The sequence below is a fragment of the Nocardia sp. NBC_01388 genome, assembly GCF_045040085.1.
Taxonomy (GTDB): Bacteria; Actinomycetota; Actinomycetes; order Mycobacteriales; family Mycobacteriaceae; genus Nocardia.
In genome coordinates, this window is record NZ_CP109553.1 from 8,223,484 (window position 1) to 8,245,413 (window position 21,930).

Sequence of the window (21,930 nt, forward strand, 5' to 3'; positions counted from 1 at the left end):
CGGCCTGAACGGTCAAAGTTCGAGGTGAGACTGCAATTTTTGCAGTGCCAGGCCGATTTTTGACCGTCTAGGCCGACGGCATACGACCTGTCGGGAGCTCCGAAGTCGACGGAGCCGGTGGAATTAGGCATAGACCGTGGCCCCGGACGGCCGATTCCGAGATGTGTGGTGCAGTAAGCACGGCCGTTGACATGAACAGGTCGGCGCACTTCCCAAACGAAAAAACCGGCGTGACCCAGAAATGGACCGACACCGGTTTCTCGTTGTGCTGCCTACTACTTCAGCTTGTCGCTGCTCAGGTTCAGGACCCGGCGGGCCACGATGAGCTGCTGGATCTGCTGGGTGCCTTCGAAGATGTCGAGGATCTTGGAGTCGCGGCTCCACTTTTCCAGGAGGGTGCGCTGGGAGTAGCCCGTGGCGCCTGCCAGTTCGACGGCCTTCAGGGTGACGTCGGTGCCCATGCGGCCGGCTTTGGCCTTGGACATCGATGCTTCGAGGGAGTTGGGCTTCTTGTTGTCGGCCATCCAGGCTGCGCGGAGGGAGAGGAGGTAGGCGGATTCGTAATCCGCTTCCATGCGCAGGAATTCGGCCGCGGCGGCGGACTGGTTGTTGGCGGGCTTGTCGTAGTCGATTTCGATGCCGGTTTCGGAGAGGACCTTGCGGAGCTCTTCGAGGGCGGCGCGGCCGACGCCGACGGCCATGGCGGCAACCAGGGGGCGGGTGTTGTCGAACGTCTGCATGACGCCCGCGAAACCCTTCTCCACGTTGACTTCCGGGCTGCCGAGGATGTTGTCGGCGGGGATGCGGCAGTCTTCGAAACGGATCTCGGCGGTATCGGACGCCTTGATGCCGAGCTTGTGCTCGAGGCGGGACACGGTGAGGCCCTTGGCATCCCGCGGCACCACGAACGACTTGATGGCGGCGCGGCCCGCGGTCTTGTCGACCGTCGCCCACACCACGATGTGGGTGGCGCGCGAACCGGCGGTGACGAAGATCTTGGTGCCGTTGAGCACCCACTCGTCACCGTCACGGGTAGCGGTGGTGGTGACCGCGGCCGAGTCGGAGCCGAAGGACGGTTCGGTGATGGCCATGGCGGCCCACACCTTGCCGAAGCGCTGCAGCTGCTCATCGGTGGAGACGGCGGCGATGGCGGCATTGCCGAGACCCTGATACGGGATCGACAGCATCAGGCCGGCGTCGCCCCAGCAGGTCTCCAGGGCGTTCAGCAGCGCGGACATATTGCCGCCGTTGGTGTTTCCGAGCAGCTCGGTGGCGTGCACATCGTCTTCGCCCTCGGCCTTGCGGCCGCCGGTGGCGCCGGAGACATCGCCGCCCGAGGCGGACAGGCCCTCGATCATGGCGGCCATGGTGTCCAGCTCGACCGGGTACTCGTGCTCGGCGAGGTCGTACTTGCGGGACACCGGGCGGAAGATCTCCGCGGCGACCTGGTGGGCCTGGTTGGCGCTGGCCCGGAGCTTCTTGGGGAGTTCGAGATTGATCATGAGTTGTCTCTCCGTTGAGAAGTGCGGGTCAGATGAGGACGACGCCCTCGGCAATGCCGATGGCACGAAGATCGCGGTACCAGCGCTCCACCGGGTGCTCCTTGGTGAAGCCGTGGCCGCCGAGCAGCTGCACACCGTCCAGGCCGATCTGCATGCCCTTGTCGGTGGCCAGCTTGCGAGCCAGCGCGGCCTCGCGAGCGAACGACAGACCCTGCTCCGCGCGTGACGCACCCCGCAGGGTCACGAGCCGCAGGCCGTCGAGCTCGATGGCCATATTGGCGACCATGAAGGCCACCGCCTGACGGTGCGCGATCGGCTCGCCGAACGCCTCGCGCTCCTTCACATACGGAATCACGTAGTCCAGCACGGCCTGACCGGTACCGGTCGCCAGCGACGCCCAGCCCAGGCGGGCCAGCCGCACGGCATCCGCGTAATCCTCGGAGCGCTGCGCTGTTTCGGCATCACCCAGGATCGCGTTGGTCGATACGGCCACATTGTCGAGGATCAGGCGACCCAGACCCGCGGCGCGCAGACCCATGCTCGGATCGGCCTCGACGATCAGGCCCTGGGTGTCGGACTCGACGATGAAGAAGGCCGGGCGGCCGTCCAGCTCGGCGGCGACGATGAACAGTTCGGCATCACCGGCGGCCGGAACCAGGCTCTTCACACCGTTGAGACGGTAACCGCTGGGCGAGCGGGTGGCCTTGGTCTTCAGCGCGAACGGATCGAACAGCGGCTGCGGCTCGGAAATGACGACCGACGCCTGCGGCACACTCTCACCCGCGAAGGACGCGAGGTAGGTCTTCTGCTGCGCGTCCGTACCCCACTGGGACAGGGCGACGGCCACACCGCTCGGAGCCAGCAGCGGCAGCGCCAGACCCATATCGCCGTGCGCGAGCGCCTCGGCCACAAGGGAATTGGTGACCGCGCCGCGCTCGGAGGCAGCGCCCTCCAGCTCCTCGGGCACATTGATCAGCGTGATGCCGAGCTCGGACGCGCGCTCGAGCAGATCGCGCGGGGCCTTGGCGGCATTGTCGGCGTCATAGGCGGCCGGCCGGAGGATCTCGGCGGCGAACTCGCGGACCGTCTCGACGATCATCTGCTGTTCGTCGGTCGGCGTCAGATCGAAGTAGTCCTTCTTACGGGACTCATTGGCGGGCAGCCGCTTCGGGGCGCCGCCTCCAGCAACCTTTTCGAAGACGCGGGTCGCGGCACCGAGGGTGCGGAAACCGGTCTTGGTGCCCTCGTACGTAATACGCTCGATGGGCTTGCGCAGGTTGTACTTCTCCGCGAGTTCCGACCCCGTGATGGTCGTCATGACCCGCATGGCTGCGCCCATCCAGTCGCGCTTGACCGGGTTCAGGCCAACGGCGGAGGTATCCGGACGTCGCGTCTTTGCGGTGTCTCGAGTGCTCATAATCACCAGTTTTCTTGAGTGTGGAGGGTGATCCTGCCCAGCAATCTTACTCCAGAGTAAGACTATCTTACTTCAGAGTAAGAACTGCCGTCGAGGCTTGTCGAATCGGCTGGTCAGAGCGGTGGTTCCCGACGTCTCCAATGCGCCATGGCGAATAGTGAAACAAACCCCATTCAAACGGCTTGCAGGTGGGCTACGGTGTCGGCGCAACACTCGCACCAAAATGGAGGTCTATTACATGAAAACGCTGGTGGGTACTACCGGCGCGATCGCTATCGCGCTTTTCCTCGCCGCTCCCGCCGCGAGCGCCGCGGGCATCTCGCTCGAGCCGGCGCAGCCGGAGGTCGTCGCGCCGATCACTTCTGTGTACCAGGCGGGCTCCACCGACGGCACCACCGCGGTGCAGAGCGGTTCGGCTCAGCCGCAGACCGATATCGGCACGGGCTCCGGCCTGGGCAAGACGCAGATCGGTTTCGGCCTCTCGGCCTAGAGATCGGACCGTGCACCATCTGGCGTCGGGGACCGCAGCCCCCGCGCCGGAAGGCAGCAGATCACACCCGATGTTCACCGCGGTTCGGCAGAGTGGCGGAATGTACTGGGTAGCCAGCATTTTCGCGGCAGTCCTGGCCGGATACTCGAATAGGTACGGCTACCACCGCGACGAGATGTACTTCCTGGCCGCGGGGCGGCGACTGGACTGGGGATACCCGGATCAACCACCGCTGGTACCGCTGATCGCCCGGGGAATGGCGGCGATCGACGCCAATTCCTTGATACTGCTCCGGATTCCGGCAATCGCCGCCGCTGTTGCCGTTGCGCTGTGTGCCGGGTGGACCGCGCGCGAGCTAGGTGCAGGACGGGCCGGGCAGACACTGGCAGCCGCGGCGGTCGCCGCCTCGGCGCTGCTCATGGGAACCGGGCATCTGCTCGGGACAACCGTTTTCGATCTGGCCGTGTGGTCGGCCGTCACGGTGCTGATACTGCGACTGCTGCGCGAGGAATCCGATCCGCGGTGGTGGCTGCCGGTCGGCGTGCTGGTGGGGATCGGCCTGCAGAACAAGGCGCTCGCGGCGATTCCGGTGCTGGTGCTCGCGGGTGCGCTCGCCGCGGCCGGGCCGCGAAAAATATTTGCCACCAGCTACTTTCCGATCGCCACAGGAATTTCCGGGCTGATCGTACTGCCGTATCTGTGGTGGCAGGCGCGTTATGGGTGGCCGCAGTGGGAAATGAGCGGGGCCATTGCCGGCGGATCATCGGGCACGTCGAATTCGCCGATCGCTTTTGTGCTGCTGCAGTTCGAGATGATCGGACCACTGCTGGTGCCGCTGTGGGGTTTCGGCCTGTACTGGTTGTGGCGGCGCCCCCGTTACCGGGCGTTCGTGATCACCTATGTTGTGCTTTTCGCGGGGTATCTGGTCGCCGGTGGAAAGGCCTACTATCTGGGCGGAATGTATCCACTGCTGCTCGCGGCCGGGGCGACCGGACTGGAAGCGAAGCTTGCGAACCATCGAATCCGCAGTGCTGCTGCGGGTTTCACGGTCCTGCTGTCCGCTGCGGTCTCGGCTGTGCTGTTCCTGCCGGTGCTCCCGGTCTCCGTGATTCGCGATTCCCCTGTTCTCGCCATAAATTTCGACGCGGGGGAGACCATCGGCTGGCCGGCGTTCGTGCACCAGATCGCCACTGCCCGTGCCCGTTCCGCACCCGACGCCGAGATTCTCACGGCGAACTACGGCGAGGCCGCGGCCATCGAGCGATTCGGCGGCGCGTACCGGCTGCCGACGCCGCACAGTGGCCACAATGCCTATGGGTGGTGGGGGCCACCCGTCGAGGGGCGTCCGGTGCTGACGGTGGGCATCGCCGAAGATCAGTTGCGGCGACTGTGCTCTGATCCGGAACTGCTGGGGCACATCGACAACGGTCTCGGTATCCACAATGCGGAACAGGGCAAACCCATCTACCTGTGCCGTGTGCTCCGAATTTCCTGGGCCGAGGCCTGGCCTGCGGTCCGTCACCTCGGATAGTTCGGTTACCCAGCGTAATTCCGTATAGACATGTGAAAACTGCTTGCCTGCACAGTGATCCGAAACCTGAACACCCCCGCCCTGCAGGGCGGGGGTGTTCTTTCGTTCGAAGGGCTCAGGCCGCGAGCGCGGCCAGGACCTGGTCCTGCAGATGGGAATTGGTGGCCACCGCACTACCGCCGTGCGGGCCCGGATTGCCGTCCAGCGAGGTGAAGGTGCCGCCCGCCTCCCGGATCAGAATGTCGAGCGCGGCCATATCCCACAGCGAGAGCTCGGGTTCGGTGACGATATCCACCGCGCCCTCGGCCAGCAGGGTGTAGCCGAAGAAATCGCCGTACCCGCGAACTCGCCACACCTCATCGGTGAGCGCGATCAGCTTCGCGCGCCGGCCGATGGCCCGCCAGCCGGACAGGCTCGACATGGCCAGACTGGCCGCACCCAGTTCGGCGACCGCCGACACCGAAATGGCCTTCGGCTCGGACTTCTCGAAGCTGGTCCACGCGCCCGCCCCGGCCGCCGCCCACCAGCGCCGCGACAGTGCGGGGGCGCTCACCACGCCGACCACCGGCACGCCGTCCTCCAGCAGCGAGATGAGCGAGGCCCACACCGGTACGCCGCGCACGAAATTCTTGGTGCCGTCGATGGGATCGATCACCCACTGCCGGCCGTTGAACTCGACATCACCGCCGAATTCCTCACCGAGCACCAGATCGCCCGGGCGCTCGGTGCTCAATACGTCCCGAATCATGCGCTCCACGGCCAGATCGGCATCCGAGACCGGCGTCAGATCCGGCTTCGAATCGATCTTCAGATCGAGCGCACCGAACCGCTCACGAGTAATGGCGTCGGCCGCGTCGGCCAGCCGCAAGGCGAGTTCGAGATCACTGGAGTAGGTGGTCACCCGGGAAACGTTAGCCGTTGCCCGCAGCCCTCGCGCGTCGGTGGCAAACTTCCCGCACCCTCGGGGGTCGGTGTTGAGCGAGTTATGCGGAAACCGGAAGTTCGCGGGCGGCGGTAAGAGCGCTTGCCCACCAGAACAATTGGTCGAGCATGGCGGCGGCCGCACGCTCGAATTCGGCGGGCTCGACGAGCTGCCCGTCCGGGCCGAACAGCAGGAAGTAGCGGGGGAACGACACATACTCGCGGACCGTGTGCGCATTGAGTTCATTGAGCACCGTGCGCAGGTGCTCGATCGCCATCAGACCGCCGCTCTTACCGCTGTAGCCGACGAAGCCGACGGTCTTGCGGTTCCACTGCGTGAAGTGCCAGTCGATGGCAGCTTTCAGCGCTGCCGGATAACTGCGGTTGATATCCGGGGTGACGATGACAATGGCATCGGCCGCGCCCAGGCGCTCGGTCAGATCGATCATGCCGTCCGGTCGCACCGGATTCGGCTCCATCAGCGGCGAGACGGCGGGCAGCGCCAGCGGCAGCTCCATCTCCGCCAGATCGATGACATCGACCTCGAAAGCGCCGTGCTCGCGTGCCTGTCCGGCGAACCAGTTCGCGACCACGGGACCGAAACGTCCCTCCCGGACGCTGCCGATGATCACCGCGAGGCGCAGAGGCGTGCTGGTCATGAGGGTCTCCTTCACGAATTGCGGCGACCGGATCGGCCGCTGTCCATCACGGTGCCGCGCCTCGATACCGGTAGGGAGACCGCGCTGAGAGTGGTAGTGGCAGGGCCACTTTCCCGCTGGCCACCCTTGGTACCTTCGAGAGGTGAGCGATAACGAGCTGGGCCTGTTCCTGCGCATTCGGCGCGAAGCGGTCCCGCCCGCACAGGTTGGCCTGCCCGCCGGTGCGCGTCGCCGCACGCCCGGCCTGCGCCGATCCGAGCTCGCGACGCTGGCCGGAGTGAGTGTCGAATACATCACCCGGCTGGAACAGGGGCGCGACCGGCATCCCTCCTCGGCGGTGCTCGCGGCGCTCTCGGACGCGCTGGGAATGACCTCGACCGAACGCGTGTACCTGCACCGGCTGGCCAAGGCGGAGTCGCCCGGCTTCACCTGCAACGGCAGCATGCAGCCCACCCGCGCGGTGCGTCCCGCGGTGCTGGCCATCCTCAACCAGCTCGAGCCCGCCCCCGCGGCCGTGATCAACCGGGCCAGCGAGATCGTGGCGTGCACGGCGGGCTACCGGCGGCTCCTGGGCCCGATCGGACTCTTCGACGATGGTGAGCCGGCCAATTTCGCCCGGTACATCTTCACCGATCCCCGCGCCCGCGAGGCCCATCCGGACTGGGAGCACACCGCCGACAAGGTGGTCGCGAACCTGAAAGTCGGCCCCTTCCGCTCGGACCCCGTCGTCTCCGCGCTCGTCGACGAGCTGACGCTCACCGCGGGACCGGAATTCAGCGGGCGGCTCAGCCGCATCTCCGGTCTGCCGGAGGCCAGCCGCGTGGATCGCCTGATCCACCCCGAGGTGGGCCTGCTCCGCCTGGCCTTCGAATCCCTCGAACTCTCCGCCGACGACGACCAGCGACTGATCGTCCAGCTCCCCGCCGACGATGCCACCGCCGAGGCCCTCGACCGCCTCATCGGCCGCAACCCGGGCAGCCTCCGCGCCGTAGCGGGCTGAATTACCCCTGGCAGCATGCCGTTTCACCTATTCGATCTTTGTCTTTCTTCCCGATCGGGACGGGACAACCGATTTCGTAACGGTCGGGGTAACTCCCGGGGTACCCCCAAAATCGTTGTGGCTCCCAACCGCACCACGCGTGCCAACGGTCAACGGCTCCCAACCTGTGCGCTAAAGGTTCGGGGAGGCGGGGTAGTAGCCTTGGCAACCGTGCATCCTGACGTATCCGCTGACCTGGCCGAACTCGACTCGACTCTGAAGACTGTGGAGTCGGTGCTCGATATCGACGAGCTGATTCGGCGGATCGACGAGCTGGAACACCAGGCTGCGGACCCGGACCTGTGGAATGACCAGGACCATGCCCAGGCCGTCACCAGTGAACTCTCGCACGCCCAGAGCGAACTGCGGCGGGTCCAGGAGCTGCGGCAGCGGCTCGAAGATCTGCCCGTGCTCTACGAATTGGCCGAGGACGAGGAGGGTGACGCGCGCGCGTCCGCCCTCGCCGACGCCGACGCCGAACGATCGGCCCTGCACGGTGATGTGGAGGCGCTCGAGGTTCGGACGCTGCTGTCTGGGCAATACGATAAGCGTGAAGCGCTGGTCAATATTCGCTCGGGCGCCGGTGGCGTCGACGCCGCCGACTGGGCTCAGATGCTGATGCGCATGTACGTGCGCTGGGCCGAGCGGCACAAGTACCAGGTCGAAATCTACGACACCTCCTATGCGGAGGAAGCGGGCATCAAGTCCGCCACCTTCGCCGTCAAGTCGCCTTACGCCTACGGCACGCTGTCGGTGGAGATGGGCACGCACCGGCTGGTGCGCATCAGCCCGTTCGACAACCAGGGCCGCCGCCAGACCTCCTTCGCCGAGGTCGAGGTGCTGCCCGTGGTCGAGACCACCGACCACATCGAGATTCCGGACGGTGAGATCCGCGTCGACGTGTATCGCTCCTCGGGTCCCGGTGGTCAGTCCGTCAACACCACCGACTCGGCGGTGCGCCTGACGCACATTCCGACCGGCATCGTCGTCACCTGCCAGAACGAGAAATCGCAGCTGCAGAACAAGATTTCGGCCATGCGCGTGCTGCAGGCCAAACTGCTCGAGCGCAAGCGGCAGGAGGAGCGCGCCACCATGGACGCGCTCAAGACCAACGAGGGCGCGTCCTGGGGCAACCAGATGCGCTCCTACGTGCTGCACCCGTACCAGATGGTCAAGGATCTGCGGACCAACTACGAGGTCAACAATCCCTCCGCTGTGCTCGACGGTGACATCGACGCCTTCATCGAATCCGGCATCCGCTGGCGTATGCGGGAGCAGTCGACTACCCAGGGGTAAATATGAGTTCGATTCTCGCCGCAGGCGCCGGAGCCGATTTCGGAAACTGGTTCCGGTCCAGCGGTCTCGAGATCGTGCTGCTGATCGTCGGCGCGATGTTGTTTTCTCGCGCAGCGACTTTCGTGCGCGACCGGATCACCCGCAGGATCGACACCTCCTTCCGCAGCAGCGATTCGCTGGTGCGGTCGGAGGCGGCCAAGCATCGACATGCGCTGGCGCAGGTCATCACCTGGGTCGTGCTGTCCATCGTGTACTTCCTGGTGGCTTTGGAAGTATTGCGGCGCTTGGGTTTCCAGCTCGGCGGATTGGTCGCGCCGGCAGCGGTTCTCGGCGCCGCGATCGGTTTCGGCGCCCAGCGCATCGTGCAGGATCTGCTCGCCGGATTCTTCCTGATCACCGAAAGGCAGTACGGCTTCGGCGATGTGGTGAGGATCGCAGTCAATGGATCGAGCGGTGACGCCGAGGGTACCGTCGAGGACGTCACGTTGCGCGTCACCACACTGCGCAGCGTCGACGGTGAAGTCATCACGGTGCCGAACGGTCAGATCGTGAAAGTGACCAACCTGTCGAAGGATTGGGCGCGCGCCGCCATCGACGTGCCCGTACCCGCAACCGCCGACATCAACAAGGTCAATGAAATCCTGCGGGAGGTGGGCGCGAAGGCGTTCGCCGATCGCAAGCTCAAAGCGCTGCTGCTCGACGAGCCCAGCGTGATGGGCGTGGAAGATCTCACCGTCAACCAGATGAATATCAAGATGGTGGCCCGGACTTTGCCGGGCAAACAGTTCGAAGTCGGGCGTGAGCTGCGGGTGCGAGTTGCCGCGGCGCTACGTCGGGAGGGTCTGAGTGAAAACACGTAAGTCCACGGCGATCCTGATCACTGTCTGGCTCGCCACGTTCGTGCTGTACACGTTCGTCAAACCGGAAACACACGCCGCGACGAACTATCCGACCTTTGTGAATTCGGTGCTGAGCAACCCCACCTCTGGCACAACTGAGCCACCACACCGCTAACGGCTGATCTGCGCGGCGTGGCCGGGTCACGTTCGCGTCTCGCTACACTGGCAACCCGTGATAGTGCTCCGGAACGTCACCAAGTCCTATAAGACTTCGACGCGACCCGCCCTCGACAACGTCTCCGTCGACATCGGAAAAGGCGAGTTCGTCTTTGTGATCGGACCGTCAGGTTCCGGTAAGTCGACTTTCATGCGCCTGCTGCTCAAGGACGAGAAGCCCACCACGGGCGAGGTCTGGGTGGCGGATTTCCGGGTAGACAGGCTATCCGCGCGCAAAGTTCCGAAGCTACGGCAGCGGATGGGCTGTGTCTTCCAGGATTTCCGGTTGCTGCAGCAGAAGTCCGTCTACCAGAACGTCGCCTTCGCGCTGGAGGTGATCGGCAAATCGCGCTCCTTCATTCATCGGGCGGTGCCCGAGGCGCTCGATATGGTCGGGCTCTCCGGCAAATCAGACCGGCTGCCCAGCGAACTCTCCGGTGGTGAACAGCAGCGGGTGGCCCTGGCCCGGGCGTTCGTGAACCGGCCGCTGGTCCTGCTCGCCGACGAGCCCACCGGCAACCTCGATCCGGAAACCAGCGCGGACATCATGACGCTGCTCGAACGCATCAACCGGACCGGAACCACGGTGGTCATGGCCACGCACGACAACACCATCGTGGACGCCATGCGGCGGCGCGTGGTGGAACTGGATCGCGGCCGTGTGGTGCGCGACGACGAGATGGGCGTCTACGGGGTGGGCCGGTAATGCGTCTCGGATTCCTTTTCGGTGAGGTCTTCACCGGCTTGCGCCGCAATATCACCATGACCATCGCCATGATCCTGACCACCGCGGTCTCGCTGAGCATGCTTGGCGGCGGACTGCTGGCGGTCCGCATGTCGAACAAGATCGAGGACTACTACGTCCAGCGGGTCGAGATCCGGCTGTACCTCGATGATCAGGTCTCGAAGACGGATCTCGATTGCACGCAGGATCCGTGCAAATCGCTCATGGCTGATCTCAAGGACCACGCGGATGTGGCGAGCGTGCAGTTCGTCAACAGCCAGGACGCGGTCAAAGAGGTCAAGGAGACCACCTTCAAGGATCAGCCCGGACTCGCCGATGAGGTGAGCAAGGACGGACTGCCGGCTTCCTTCCGGGTGAAGCTGACCGATGTGACCCAGTACCGGTCCATCTACGACGATTTCGCCAAGCGGCCGGGCGTCATGACGGTGCTCAATGACATGGACATCGTGGACCGGCTGGTGAGTTTCTTTGTCGGACTGCGCAATGCGGCCTTCGGCCTGGCCGCGCTGCAGGCGCTGGCGGCACTGCTGTTGATCGCCAATATGGTTCAGGTCGCCGCGCTGGCCCGCAAGACCGAGGTCGGCATCATGCGACTGGTCGGTGCGACGCGGTGGTACACGCAGTTGCCCTTCCTGCTGGAGGCGGTGCTGGCGGCGCTGGTCGGTTCGGTGCTGGCCGTCGGCGGGCTGTTCGTGGCGCAACCGCTGGTGATCAATCGGGCGCTGGGCAGTCTGTTCAATGATCAGGTGCTGCCGCGTATCAGCGGTGACGACATCGCGACGGTGGCCTTGATCGTCACGCCGATCGGGATCGGTTTCGCGGCGCTCACCGCGTACGCCGCGCTGCGGTACTACGTCCGAGAGTGAAACACCTCACCCCTGCCCGTCTTTCGTGACCAGGTGTTTGCCTGTGCGGGGGAGCGGGTGGGGGTGCGAAGTTGCGTGAGGTGTGCAGAAGGGGAAACGGGTGTCGGGCGCGGTACGTAGGATTGCCCGCGTGAGCGCACCGGAGGTCGAGACCGTCATAGGCAGTACGTCCGTGGAGGACGCCGGAAGTGATGCGGCGCACCGGATTCTGCGAAAGACCTTCGGTTACGACAGTTTTCGCGGGCCGCAGCGGGAGATCGTCGAACAGGTGATCTCCGGCGGCGACGCACTGGTGCTCATGCCGACCGGTGGCGGCAAATCGCTGTGCTATCAGATCCCCGCGCTGGTGCGGCCGGGTGTGGGTGTGGTGGTGTCGCCGCTCATCGCGCTCATGCAGGACCAGGTCGACGCGTTGAATGCCGTGGGGGTGCGGGCGGGCTTCCTCAACTCCACGCAGTTCCCGGATGAGCGGCGGGCCGTAGAGGCGCAGTTCGTGTCGGGGGAGCTGGATCTGCTCTATCTCGCACCCGAGCGGTTGCGGCTCGAATCCACGGCGCAGCTGCTCGACCGCGGGAAGATCTCGGTGTTCGCGATCGATGAGGCGCACTGTGTTTCGCAGTGGGGCCACGACTTCCGGCCGGACTATCTCGCGCTGTCGATGCTGCACGAGCGCTGGCCGGAGGTGCCGCGCATCGCGCTCACCGCCACCGCCACCGGGGCCACCCGCAAGGAGATCGCCGAGCGGCTGGATCTGACGGGTGCCAAGCATTTCGTCGCCAGCTTCGATCGGCCCAATATCCAGTACCGCATCGAGGGCAAGAACCGGCCGGAGCAGCAGCTGCTGGCATTCATCCAGAATGAGCATGCCGGTGATGCGGGCATCGTCTACTGCCTCTCGCGCAATTCGGTGGAGAAGACGGCCGCATTTCTGAGCGCCAACGGGGTGCAGGCCGTGCCGTATCACGCGGGTCTGGACAATCGGATTCGCGCGACGAACCAGTCGCGGTTCCTGCGTGAGGACGGCCTGGTCGTGGTCGCCACCATTGCCTTCGGCATGGGTATCGACAAACCGGATGTCCGATTCGTGGCGCACCTGGATCTGCCGAAATCGGTGGAGGGGTACTACCAGGAGACCGGTCGCGCCGGACGTGACGGGCAGTCGTCCACGGCGTGGATGGTCTACGGCCTGAGTGACGTTGTGCAGCAGCGCAAGATGATCGATTCCTCCGAGGGCGATGCCGCGCACCGCCGTCAGCTGCAACTGCACCTGGATGCCATGCTCGCGCTCTGCGAGACGGTGGAATGCCGGCGCACCCAGCTGCTGGGCTACTTCGGTCAGCCTGGTGAGGCCTGCGGCAATTGCGACACCTGCCTCAATCCGCCCGAATCGTGGGATGGCACCGTTCCCGCGCAGAAGGTGCTCTCCACCATCCTGCGGCTGAAACGTGAACGCGGACAGAGCTTCGGCGCGGGTCATATCGTCGATATCCTCATCGGCAAGCGCAATCCCAAGGTGGAGCAGCACGCCCACCACGAGCTCAAGGTCTTCGGCATCGGCACCGAACTGCGCGATATCGAATGGCGCGGTGTGATCCGCCAGCTGCTGGCGAAGGGTTTTCTCGCCGTGCACGGTGACTACGGCGTGCTCACCCTCACCGATTCCTCCAACGAGGTGCTGTTCGACGGCCGTGAGGTCAAACTCCGCCGCGAACCCGAACGCACCAAGCCCGTGCGAGCACCCAAGGCCGCCAAGGGTTCCCGCCCGGCCGCCGACCTGGCGCCCGGTGATGCCGACCTGTTCGAGCGGCTGCGCGCCTGGCGTGCTGCCACCGCCAAGGAAACCGGCGTCCCCGCCTACGTCGTCTTCCACGACGCCACCCTGCGCGATATCGCCGCCCGCAAACCGGCTTCACTCGCTGACCTCGGCACCATCTCCGGCATCGGTGAAGCCAAGCGCGCCAAATACGGTGACGGCGTCCTGGAGGTTGTCGCCGGCGGCGCCGGACAGGCCGCCACAACGCCGGCCCCCGCAAATGGTGAAGCGCCGGAACGTCATCCGGTCGCAGCCCCGCCGCCCGCCCGAACCCCGGCGGCGACCAAACGCGACACACCTGCTCGAACCAGCAGCGCACCCACCCGGAAACCGGCTGCCCCCGCGGTCGATGACGTTCCCTGGCCTGACGAGGAGCCGTACCCGGACGACTTGCCGCCCGATTACCAATGAGCAAGGTCGAATTGTGAAGACCCTGGATCAGCTACTCGAGCGCAGACCTGAGCGATGGGGTCTGCGCGGTGACCCACGGCTCTGGGACGCGCTGGTGGAGCACTTGCGAGGTCGGCCGATCCCAGCCGGCGAATTCGACCTCCGGCAGTTGCTGGAAAAAGCCATCGCCGAGATCACCGGCGTCGAGCTCCCGGTATCGGTGCGCAGTGAGTCCGAGCAGCACTCGGTCGAGTCGTTCCGGGTGGGCTCGGGGATGAGCGACGGACGCGTATCGCTGCACTGGTGGCGGCACACCGGCATTCCGATCCTGACCGATCGGGCGGCGGGCGCGCGCAACGCGGGTAGCGCAGATGTCGCGGGGCCGTAGACAGCGGATTTGGCGGCTGGGCGCGGGCACGATAAGCTTTCGGAGCTGCCGCGGTCCTCGATCGCAGTGAGCATCCTGGTCCCGTCGTCTAGCGGCCTAGGACGCCGCCCTCTCAAGGCGGTAGCGCGGGTTCAAATCCCGTCGGGACTACTTCGAAAAAGCCCCTCAGCCATTGGTCGAGGGGCTTTTCGCATCGCCCATGATGATGCCGTAGCGCGTTTCGCGCCCACGCAGCCCTTGGACGCGCTGCCCTTGGACGCGCTGCCCTTGGACGCGCTGCCCTTGGACGCGCTGCCCTTGGACGCGCTGCCCGATACGGATGCGTGCTGTGTGGTGGCAGGCATGTGTTGTGTGGTGCGGCGATTGCGGGAAAATCGTTCGCGCGCAGGGGGATGCGCTCGTTACGTTGAGTCCAGGTGAACGACCAGGGGCCGCGACTCGCGTGGTCCGGAATATTCGGGGGCCCGCGGCAATTACTCTGGGGCGCGGAAAGACACAGGCGGATCGACCGGATCCCTCACGGGAGCCCGGGAAACAGCTCGGGGCGGAACCAGTTTCCGCGCCGGGCGACGCGACGATAGAGGGAGCATGAAGGAGAAGGGGCGCAAGGCCATCGCGACCAACCGCAAGGCGCGGCACAACTACTCGATTCTCGACGTCTACGAGGCGGGGATCGCGCTGGTCGGTACCGAGGTCAAGAGCCTGCGCGAGGGTAAGGCGTCGATGGTGGACGCGTATGCCACCATCGATGACGGTGAGGTGTGGTTGCGCGGTCTGCACGTGCCCGAGTTCTCGCACGGGACGTGGACCAACCACTCCCCACGGCGCACCCGCAAGCTACTGCTGCACCGCAAGGAGATCGACAAGCTGACCGGCAAGATCAAGGAGTCCAGCCTGACGCTGGTTCCGCTGTCGATGTACTTCGCCGACGGCAAGGTCAAGGTGGAGCTGGCGCTCGCCAAGGGTAAGCAGGACTACGACAAGCGGCAGGATCTGGCCAAGCGGGATGCCGAGCGTGAGGTCGTGCGCGAGGTCGGGCGGCGGATCAAGGGCATGCGCGGCTGAGTCGTAGCTGGTCGAAGGACCCGGTCCCAGCCGGTCGAAGGACCCGCCGCGTGACGCGCGGATAATGGGATGATCCGCTGTTTCAGCGGTGTTAGTATGAGAAGCCCGGTGCGAGCCGGGAGTTCACTCGAATCGGTGAACACAGACGGGGCTGAACGGTTTCGACTGCGTACGTTGATTCAGGGGAAGCGTGTCAGTGCAGGCAGGAGACCACTGTATAAGCGTCGCTGCAACCCTATAAGCGCCGATTCCAATCAGCGCGACTACGCTCTTGCTGCCTAAGTAGCCGAGCGTGTCTGTCAGCCCGGGTTCGCCCTCGACCCGGTCACTGGCATCAGCTAGAGGGCTTTACTGTTCGGCTCGGTCGCGGAGTCGGATGGGACATCAAACAGCGACTGGGATCGTCATCTCAGCTTGTTCGCGAGACCGAGAGATCCGAGTAGAGGCGTAGCGAACTGCACACGGAGAAGCCCTGGAAATGCGGCGGAGGACCCGGGTTCGATTCCCGGCAGCTCCACTCGAGGCTCCTGACCTGAAGCATCAGGTCAGGAGCTTTTCATTTGCTCGAGGTGCTGCTCGCAAGCCAGTGGGTGGTGGGATCACTACAGCCCGAGGTGCAGCCTTATGGCGCGCTCCAAATGCTCCATATCGTCCTGGGTCAGGTACCCAACCATGTCCCCGACGTACTTGGTATCCAGGGAACGAATCTGGTCCACCAGCAAAAGTGTTGAGCTACCTTGCAGTTCGATCCGTGGACGAAACCGTGAATTCTGAGCTGAGGTGGAGGTGGGCACTACCGTCACCATGGACCAGTCGATTTCGGAGAGGACTACTCCGTAGCGTTTGCCGCGCTGTACTGCATCAACACCAGATCCGAGAAGGCGAACGCGCCGGTGACCACGAGCAGGATGAGAGCAGCCGCGGTGATGATGCGACCGGTATGCGCGGTCCCGATGCGGACCGTCTCGGAGCTGGAGGCGCCCTTCGCGCCATGAAGCTCCTCGGCGACGACTGCTGGTGGGCGCCGAAGTGGATGAAGAAGATCTAGCAGAGGATCGGCCTGGGCGAACCCATCCTCGACGATGAACGGCCCGGCGGACCGGACATCACCGACCTCGCCGAGGCCATCCGGGCCACCGACTCGGCGACCATGCAACTGCGGTAGTCACCGAATCGCTCCTGCGGTGTTGTCGATCCGGCGGAGCGGCGTTCGTCGGAACTAGCGAGCCGGTCCTTCGGCTCGGCCGACAACCCCGCGACCTCAGGAGTTCGACAGATGAGCACCCAGAACAAGCCGCTCGCACGATTCGTGGTCATGTACGACCTGCCTGTCGATGTGGAGGCATTCGAACGCCACTACTGGGACGTGCACATCCCACTCGCCAAACAGCTGCCCGGGTTGCGCCGCTACACGGTCAGCAAGGATGCGAGACCGGTCATGGGTGAGCCGTATTACCTTGTCGGCATGCTCGATTGGGACGATATGGCCGCGCTCGGTGTGGCCTTCGAATCCGAGATCGGGCGACAGTGTGCCGCCGATGTGGCGATCCTCGCCGGCTACGCGACCATTCGCAGCATGGTTGTCCAGCTCGACGAGGCATGACACCAAGCCTCGTTCGGGCTCACGGAGTGGGTGGTGGACGGTTGGAGACGAGGAGGGTGGCGATGGCGGCGCCGATCGGGATGGCGTTGTTCTGGTCGGCGGCTGCGGTGGGGCCGAGGGTGGCGTAGACGACGACGGCCAGGTGGGGGACGCCGAAGGCGAAGTATTTCGCGGTGGTGAGGGGGCCGAGGCCGGCGGTGGAGGGGGCCATCGTCTGCTGGAATTGGCTGGGGGAGAGCAGTTCTCCCTTGCCGAGGGCGCGGACCCAGCGGCCGACGTCGGTGAGGGTGGAGTTCATATTGCCGCTGTGCAGGAATGCGGTGGGGTTCCAGAATGTGGCGTCTTCGAAGATCTTTCGCTCGTCGGTAAAGCCGTGCAGGATCGGGGCGTCGATCTGGGCGTCGAGCACCACCTTGGACCGCTTCATGCCGAGCGGATTCAGGATGTACTGGGAGATCAAGTCGCCCAATGACTTTCCGCTGGCCTTCTGCAGTACCTCGCCGAGGACGACCAGATCGCTGTGGGCGTAGGCGAAGCTGGTTCCGGGGTCGAACAGCGGTGGGCGGGCATTGGCCAGGTCGATCGGTTCCTGGGCGGTCCAGGTGTGGAATGGATTGTCGCCGAAGCGTTTCAGGAAATCTGGGTTGGTGACGTAGTCGGAGATTCCGGAGGTGCTGTCGGCGAGCTTGCGCGGGGTCATGCGGTCGGCGCGGGGAAGTTCGGCAGCTATCGGGCGATGGGCTCGTCCATTTTCAGCACACCGGCTTCGTCCAGGTGAAACAGCACGGCGGAGAGCATCGGCTCCATCGGCTGGCCCACTCGCAGTTGCATATCGGGGGTGGCGGGGACGCCGAGTGGTGAATCGCCCACCGCGCCGATGACGACCGGGTCCTTATCGCGCCACACCCCGAAAACCGCTGCGCTGAGATCGAGTTAGGCCAGTTTGGCGCGCACGATATCGGTGATCTGAGCGGCTTGGGGTGCGGGGGCGGATTCGTGCGAATTCGAGTCCCGATCCGGTCCGCAGGCACTGATGATCATGGTGAGCGCGATCAGCGCCGCACCCGCTCGGCAGCGATTTCACATAGCCATTGCCGCAAGCCCTTCGTCGATGAAACGGCCTGAGCAGCGTCTATCGGAATCTACGCCGGTAGCGGTCGCGAAAAAAGGCCCGGTCCGGCCGGACCGGGCCTTCGTCGTTACTACTAGCCCCCGGCGCGGCGGCGGAAGGTGCGCTTACCGCCCGCCTGGGCGTGGGTGCCGCGTACCTTTGCGGCGTTCTGAGCGGCTCCGCCAACTGAGGCGTGGCCGTTCTTCCGTTCGAGAGCTTCGCGGAATTTCCGCTTGGTCGCCGCTTCCGGCGATTCGGTCGCTTCGTCCCCTAGCTGTTCGGCTGGGACTTCTTGTTCATCGGCCATGGGCCCAGCCTGCCACTTCCGGCGGCCGGACAGTAGCTGGTCCCCGCCGATCGGGGCCGATTCAGGCGCCGGGTTCGCCGTACGCTGCGGCGATCTCCTTGGAACCGCCCCAGCGGCTGTAGGTGGGGGACTGCGGCCAGCCCTCGGGGGAGTCCTGCCAGACCTCCTGGCGGCCGTACGGGAGCAGGTCGATCAAGGGGAAGGTGTGGCTGAGCTGTTCGGTGCCGCGGCCGTTGGTATGCCAGGTGCGGTAGACGGTGTCGCCGTCGCGGAGGAAGACATTGACGCCGAATCCGCCGCCGGGCGGTGCGTCGATATCGCTGCCGAAGGAGCTGTTCGCCGTGGAGTACCAGGTCATCTTGTTCCCGACCCGCCGCTTGTACGCGAGTGCCTCGTCGATGGGCCCCTGGGTGACGATGACGAACCGGGCATCGTAATTGTCCAGGAACTCCAATCGGGTGTATTGCGAGGTCAATCCGGTGCAGCCGGGGCACTGCCACTCCTCGCCCGGAAACCACATGTGGTTGTAGACGATCAACTGCGGCTTGTCGCCGAAGATGTCCACCAGCCGGACCGGTCCCTCCTCGCCCTCGAGGGTGTAATCGGGCATCTCGACCATCGGCAGTCGGCGTCGCTGCGCGGCGATCGCGTCGAGCTCCCGGGTCGCGGCCTTCTCCCGGACGCGCAGCGCGTCGAGTTCACGCCGCCAGGTATCGGCGTCGACCACAGGTGGCAGTGCTTTGGTGCTCATAGGGTCCTCCCAGACCGTGCTCACACATTGCGGGCTCGTAGATACAGACACCGCCCACTCACCGAATTAATCGGTCCCCGCCCACCGAATCGGAGACATCCCCGAACGCCTGGTGCAACCGGCGAATTGTGGGTATCACCCAACTATGTTCGCCATCGTCGCCGCAGTACTTTTCGCCATCGCCCTGTTGATCGAACTCGTGAAGTGGGCCACGACTATTGGAGTGGTGGCTCTCGTCATCGCCGGATTGCTGGCCCTGTCCCTGCACCACGGGGGATTCAGCTCCCGCATCCAGTCGCAGGGCGGCGGATTGCGGTCGCGGAAGTGGGGCCGCCGCCGGCTGTAACCACCGAGATGGCAGGATTCAGCGCGAAAATCTAATGGTTTCAGCGCTTTTGGAGGTCCAGCCGTGCGTGTTCTCGTCACCGGAGCCAACCGTGGGATCGGGGCCGCGATCGCGGCTCACCTTGTCAGCGAGGGGCATATGGTGTGGGGGACGCATCGCGGCGCCGCTGTGCCCGAAGGGGTGCGCGGGGTGGAATGCGATGTCACCGATGATGATTCGGTGGATGCCGCGTTCACGCACATCGAGACCGAGGACGGGCCGGTGCAGGCCGTGGTCGCCAATGCGGGGATCACCGATGACACCCTGATCATGCGGATGAGCAGTGCGCAGTTCGGCCGGGTGATCGATACCAATCTCACCGGGGTGTTCCGGGTGGTGAAGCGCGCCACCCGGAATATGGTCAAGCACCGGGCCGGGCGCATTGTCATCATCGGGTCGGCGTCGGGGTTGTCGGGGATGCCGGGGCAGGTCAACTACACCGCGGCCAAGGCCGGGGTGGTGGGCATCGCGCGGTCGCTGGCTCGCGAATTGGGTTCGCGCGGAATCACCTCCAATGTCATCGCGCCCGGCTTCACGGAGACGGATATGGCTGCCGGGATGAGCGCGAAGATGGTCGAGACCGCACTGGCCGCCATCCCGCTCGGGCGATTCGGGAAGCCCGAGGAGGTTGCGGCCACCACCGCATTCCTGCTGTCACCCGGCGCCGCCTACATCACCGGGACCGTGATCAATGTGGATGGTGGGATCGGCATGGGGCACTGACGGCCGTTCCGCTGGAGCGCCCGTCGCGACCTGCGACACCACCGGGTGGTGGTTGACCGGATTCGGGATGGGGCGCATTGTGGGCCGATGGGTGATGGGGTGCGGGACGGGCTGAAGTTGAGCAGTCTGGACAGTCCGCTGTTCGATGGGGCGGGGGCTACCAAGGGGGAGCTCATCGATTATTTGGAGGCGGTGGGGGAGCGGCTGGTTCGGGGGGTGCGGGGGCGGCCGTTGTCGGTGGTGCGGGTGCGGCCGGGGCAGGAGCCGTTCATGCAGAAGAATGTGCCGAAGTACACGCCTGAGTGGGTGCATCGGGTGACGGTGTGGGCGGGGAGCTCGAAACGTGAAGTGTCGTATGCGCTTTGTGATGATGTGCGGACGCTGCTGTGGTTCGGCAATCAGCGGGCCGTCGAGTATCACGTGACACTGCTGCTTGCCGAGAATCTGGTTGATTACTCCGGTGGGCCAACGCATCTCGTGCTCGATATCGATCCCGCGCCTGATCGGCCGTTCGAGCAAGTGGTGGCCGCCGCAGAGCTGATTCGCCAGGCGTTGACCGCGGATGGGCTGGCGGGTGCGGTGAAGACCAGCGGCTCCAAGGGCGTGCATATCTTTGTGCCCGTTGAAAAGCTGGGCATCGAGGATGCGGCGGCCGCGACCCGCGCGATCGCGGCCCGCGCCGAACGGCTGGATCCGGCGCTGGCGACAACGGCCTTCATTCGAGAAGACCGCGGCGGCAGGGTCTTTCTCGACTCCACCCGGGCGGGCGGTGCGACGGTGGCCGCCGCCTACAGTCCGCGGATCCGGCCCGGTGCGACGGTGTCGTTCCCGGTGCGCTGGGCCGATCTCCCCGATATCCATCCGCGCGACTTCACGATCCGCACTGCCGCAAAGGAACTCGGCGATCGCGACCCGTGGGTGGAGCTCATGCCGCCGCCACAGACCCTGCCCGCCGACCTGATCGCGGAGGGCCACACCATTCCGGTGGCCCGGGTGCAGGCCATGCACGAGGGCAAGCGCCGCGCCCGCGCCCGCCGCGACTCCTGAACCGGTTCTAGCCGGCGGGCAGTCCGGTGAGTTCGGCCGAGATATCCCAGAGTTGTTCGCCGACAGCGGGATCGGTGACCTGCCTGTGCGTGGGTTCCTGGCGGCGGTGCTTGTTGAAATAGGCGCCGTTGATCGACTCCGGGTCGGCGACCGTGGCCAGCTCGATCAACGGGGCCGCACCCTTCTCGGCGCTCGGAAGGAAATAGCGGCCGACGCGCATGAGGGGCCCGAGGAGGGAGTCCTCGCGCATGACCTCGGTGGCCGTGCCGCCGGGGTGGAAGGCGGTGGCGGTGAGCTTCTCCTCCCGGCGCGCCAGCTCGCGGGTGAACAGCAGCACCGCGAGTTTGGCTGCGCCGTAGGCGCGTTGGCCGCCGAGCCCGTCCAGATTGTTCAGGTCCAGGGTGGCGAACCGGTAGGCGATGCTGCCGGTATTGATCACCTGCGCCTCGGACAGGGACGGCAGCAGCAGATTGGTCAGCAGGAACGGCGCGAGATAGTTGACCTGGAAGGTCATTTCGTGGCCGTCGGGGGTGAGGCGGCGGCCGGAGAAGACGCCGCCGGCATTGTTGGCCAGCACGTCGATCCGCCGATCGCGGAGCTTCTCGGCCAGTGCACGGACGTCGTCGAGCCGGCTGAAGTCGGCGGTGTGGTACTCGGCCTTGATCGAATCGGCTACGGCGCGGGTCTTTTCCGGCGAGCGGCCGACCACTACGACGCGCGCGCCGAGTTCGGCGAAGCGGGCGACGGCGGCGGCGCCGATGCCTGAGCTCGCTCCGGTGACGACAACCGTGCGGCCCTGCAGATCTGACATATCGCTACTCCTAGT

The 21,930-nt window shown here is 65.3% G+C and carries 23 protein-coding genes, 1 tRNA gene, 1 other RNA gene and 1 pseudogene; 16 read left to right on the forward strand and 10 right to left on the reverse strand.

All coding sequences use genetic code 11. The features are described 5' to 3' along the window. Positions 1 to 275: 275 nt before the first annotated feature. Positions 276 to 1,502 (reverse strand): acyl-CoA dehydrogenase family protein, encoded by a 1,227-nt coding sequence (locus OG716_RS38770; RefSeq protein WP_405135177.1) that lies wholly within the window; start codon positions 1,500 to 1,502, stop codon positions 276 to 278. A gap of 28 nt (positions 1,503 to 1,530) precedes the next feature. Beyond that, a complete protein-coding gene (locus OG716_RS38775) occupies positions 1,531 to 2,925 on the reverse strand; it encodes an acyl-CoA dehydrogenase family protein (RefSeq protein WP_405135178.1) in 1,395 nt (464 codons plus the stop codon). A gap of 232 nt (positions 2,926 to 3,157) precedes the next feature. On the opposite strand from OG716_RS38775, the gene OG716_RS38780 reads away from it, so the two are divergent. Both OG716_RS38780 and OG716_RS38785 read left to right on the forward strand, forming a co-directional pair. Next, a complete protein-coding gene (locus tag OG716_RS38780) occupies positions 3,158 to 3,409 on the forward strand; it encodes a hypothetical protein (RefSeq protein WP_355118622.1) in 252 nt (83 codons plus the stop codon). Positions 3,410 to 3,509: 100 nt separating this feature from the next. Continuing rightward, positions 3,510 to 4,940, forward strand: a complete 1,431-nt coding sequence (locus OG716_RS38785) for a glycosyltransferase family 39 protein (protein ID WP_405135179.1) — start codon at positions 3,510 to 3,512, stop codon at positions 4,938 to 4,940. A gap of 115 nt (positions 4,941 to 5,055) precedes the next feature. On the opposite strand, the gene hisN is transcribed toward OG716_RS38785, so the two are convergent. Together hisN and OG716_RS38795 are read right to left on the reverse strand one after the other, a co-directional pair. Next, positions 5,056 to 5,841: a histidinol-phosphatase gene (hisN, locus tag OG716_RS38790; RefSeq protein ID WP_405135180.1), complete on the reverse strand. Its 786-nt coding sequence runs from the start codon at positions 5,839 to 5,841 to the stop codon at positions 5,056 to 5,058. An 82-nt stretch (positions 5,842 to 5,923) separates the two neighbouring features. Next, the gene (locus tag OG716_RS38795) at positions 5,924 to 6,520 is read right to left on the reverse strand and encodes an NADPH-dependent FMN reductase (RefSeq protein ID WP_405135181.1); all 597 of its coding nucleotides are present in this window, start codon (positions 6,518 to 6,520) and stop codon (positions 5,924 to 5,926) included. 142 nt (positions 6,521 to 6,662) lie between these two features. Between OG716_RS38795 and OG716_RS38800 the strand changes: the two genes are divergently transcribed. The 10 genes from OG716_RS38800 (at position 6,663) to ssrA (ending at position 15,697) form a co-directional block, all read left to right on the forward strand. Next, positions 6,663 to 7,520 carry a helix-turn-helix domain-containing protein gene (locus tag OG716_RS38800; RefSeq protein WP_405135182.1) on the forward strand — a complete coding sequence of 286 codons (858 nt, stop codon included), beginning with the start codon at positions 6,663 to 6,665 and terminating at the stop codon, positions 7,518 to 7,520. Between the two features lie 210 nt (positions 7,521 to 7,730). Next, positions 7,731 to 8,855 carry a peptide chain release factor 2 gene (gene prfB, locus OG716_RS38805; RefSeq protein ID WP_297614296.1) on the forward strand — a complete coding sequence of 375 codons (1,125 nt, stop codon included), beginning with the start codon at positions 7,731 to 7,733 and terminating at the stop codon, positions 8,853 to 8,855. Between the two features lie 2 nt (positions 8,856 to 8,857). Beyond that, positions 8,858 to 9,715 carry a mechanosensitive ion channel family protein gene (locus tag OG716_RS38810; RefSeq protein WP_405135183.1) on the forward strand — a complete coding sequence of 286 codons (858 nt, stop codon included), beginning with the start codon at positions 8,858 to 8,860 and terminating at the stop codon, positions 9,713 to 9,715. A 211-nt stretch (positions 9,716 to 9,926) separates the two neighbouring features. Beyond that, entirely contained in the window at positions 9,927 to 10,616 is a 690-nt protein-coding gene (ftsE, locus tag OG716_RS38815; protein ID WP_297614300.1) for a cell division ATP-binding protein FtsE, read from the forward strand. Next, complete coding sequence (ftsX, locus tag OG716_RS38820; protein ID WP_405135184.1) at positions 10,616 to 11,521, forward strand: permease-like cell division protein FtsX; 906 nt, start codon at positions 10,616 to 10,618, stop codon at positions 11,519 to 11,521. The genes ftsE and ftsX overlap by 1 nt, the downstream gene beginning before the upstream one ends. 130 nt (positions 11,522 to 11,651) lie before the next feature. After that, positions 11,652 to 13,745: a DNA helicase RecQ gene (recQ, locus tag OG716_RS38825; RefSeq protein ID WP_405135185.1), complete on the forward strand. Its 2,094-nt coding sequence runs from the start codon at positions 11,652 to 11,654 to the stop codon at positions 13,743 to 13,745. Between the two features lie 13 nt (positions 13,746 to 13,758). Then, entirely contained in the window at positions 13,759 to 14,112 is a 354-nt protein-coding gene (locus OG716_RS38830; protein WP_405135186.1) for a hypothetical protein, read from the forward strand. A 77-nt stretch (positions 14,113 to 14,189) separates the two neighbouring features. After that, positions 14,190 to 14,262 (forward strand) — tRNA-Glu (locus OG716_RS38835). A 438-nt stretch (positions 14,263 to 14,700) separates the two neighbouring features. Further along, complete coding sequence (smpB, locus tag OG716_RS38840) at positions 14,701 to 15,177, forward strand: SsrA-binding protein SmpB (RefSeq protein WP_297614304.1); 477 nt, start codon at positions 14,701 to 14,703, stop codon at positions 15,175 to 15,177. Between the two features lie 147 nt (positions 15,178 to 15,324). Further along, positions 15,325 to 15,697: a transfer-messenger RNA gene (gene ssrA / locus OG716_RS38845) on the forward strand. An 82-nt stretch (positions 15,698 to 15,779) separates the two neighbouring features. Here the strand turns inward: ssrA and OG716_RS38850 are convergent. Continuing rightward, complete coding sequence (locus OG716_RS38850; RefSeq protein ID WP_405135187.1) at positions 15,780 to 15,983, reverse strand: type II toxin-antitoxin system PemK/MazF family toxin; 204 nt, start codon at positions 15,981 to 15,983, stop codon at positions 15,780 to 15,782. A gap of 23 nt (positions 15,984 to 16,006) precedes the next feature. Next, complete coding sequence (locus OG716_RS38855; RefSeq protein WP_405140294.1) at positions 16,007 to 16,333, reverse strand: hypothetical protein; 327 nt, start codon at positions 16,331 to 16,333, stop codon at positions 16,007 to 16,009. A 120-nt stretch (positions 16,334 to 16,453) separates the two neighbouring features. On the opposite strand from OG716_RS38855, the gene OG716_RS38860 reads away from it, so the two are divergent. Further along, a complete protein-coding gene (locus OG716_RS38860) occupies positions 16,454 to 16,780 on the forward strand; it encodes an EthD family reductase (protein ID WP_405135188.1) in 327 nt (108 codons plus the stop codon). Between the two features lie 19 nt (positions 16,781 to 16,799). Here the strand turns inward: OG716_RS38860 and OG716_RS38865 are convergent. The 3 genes and pseudogenes from OG716_RS38865 to OG716_RS38875 all read right to left on the reverse strand — a co-directional run bounded on the left by OG716_RS38865 (position 16,800) and on the right by OG716_RS38875 (position 18,949). Further along, positions 16,800 to 17,821 (reverse strand): annotated as a pseudogene (locus OG716_RS38865) (serine hydrolase domain-containing protein). 164 nt (positions 17,822 to 17,985) lie between these two features. Beyond that, entirely contained in the window at positions 17,986 to 18,198 is a 213-nt protein-coding gene (locus tag OG716_RS38870) for a DUF5302 domain-containing protein (protein ID WP_355118599.1), read from the reverse strand. A 61-nt stretch (positions 18,199 to 18,259) separates the two neighbouring features. Next, positions 18,260 to 18,949 (reverse strand): DUF899 domain-containing protein, encoded by a 690-nt coding sequence (locus OG716_RS38875; protein ID WP_405135189.1) that lies wholly within the window; start codon positions 18,947 to 18,949, stop codon positions 18,260 to 18,262. A gap of 145 nt (positions 18,950 to 19,094) precedes the next feature. On the opposite strand from OG716_RS38875, the gene OG716_RS38880 reads away from it, so the two are divergent. From OG716_RS38880 to OG716_RS38890, 3 genes are all read left to right on the forward strand, one after another. Next, a complete protein-coding gene (locus OG716_RS38880; RefSeq protein ID WP_327141649.1) occupies positions 19,095 to 19,295 on the forward strand; it encodes a hypothetical protein in 201 nt (66 codons plus the stop codon). A 63-nt stretch (positions 19,296 to 19,358) separates the two neighbouring features. Beyond that, on the forward strand, positions 19,359 to 20,057 hold the full coding sequence (fabG, locus tag OG716_RS38885) for a 3-oxoacyl-ACP reductase FabG (protein ID WP_405135190.1): 699 nt from the start codon (positions 19,359 to 19,361) through the stop codon (positions 20,055 to 20,057). Positions 20,058 to 20,144: 87 nt separating this feature from the next. Continuing rightward, positions 20,145 to 21,104, forward strand: a complete 960-nt coding sequence (locus tag OG716_RS38890) for a DNA polymerase domain-containing protein (RefSeq protein WP_405135191.1) — start codon at positions 20,145 to 20,147, stop codon at positions 21,102 to 21,104. A 7-nt stretch (positions 21,105 to 21,111) separates the two neighbouring features. On the opposite strand, the gene OG716_RS38895 is transcribed toward OG716_RS38890, so the two are convergent. Beyond that, the gene (locus OG716_RS38895; protein WP_405135192.1) at positions 21,112 to 21,915 is read right to left on the reverse strand and encodes an SDR family NAD(P)-dependent oxidoreductase; all 804 of its coding nucleotides are present in this window, start codon (positions 21,913 to 21,915) and stop codon (positions 21,112 to 21,114) included. Positions 21,916 to 21,930: the final 15 nt, after the last annotated feature.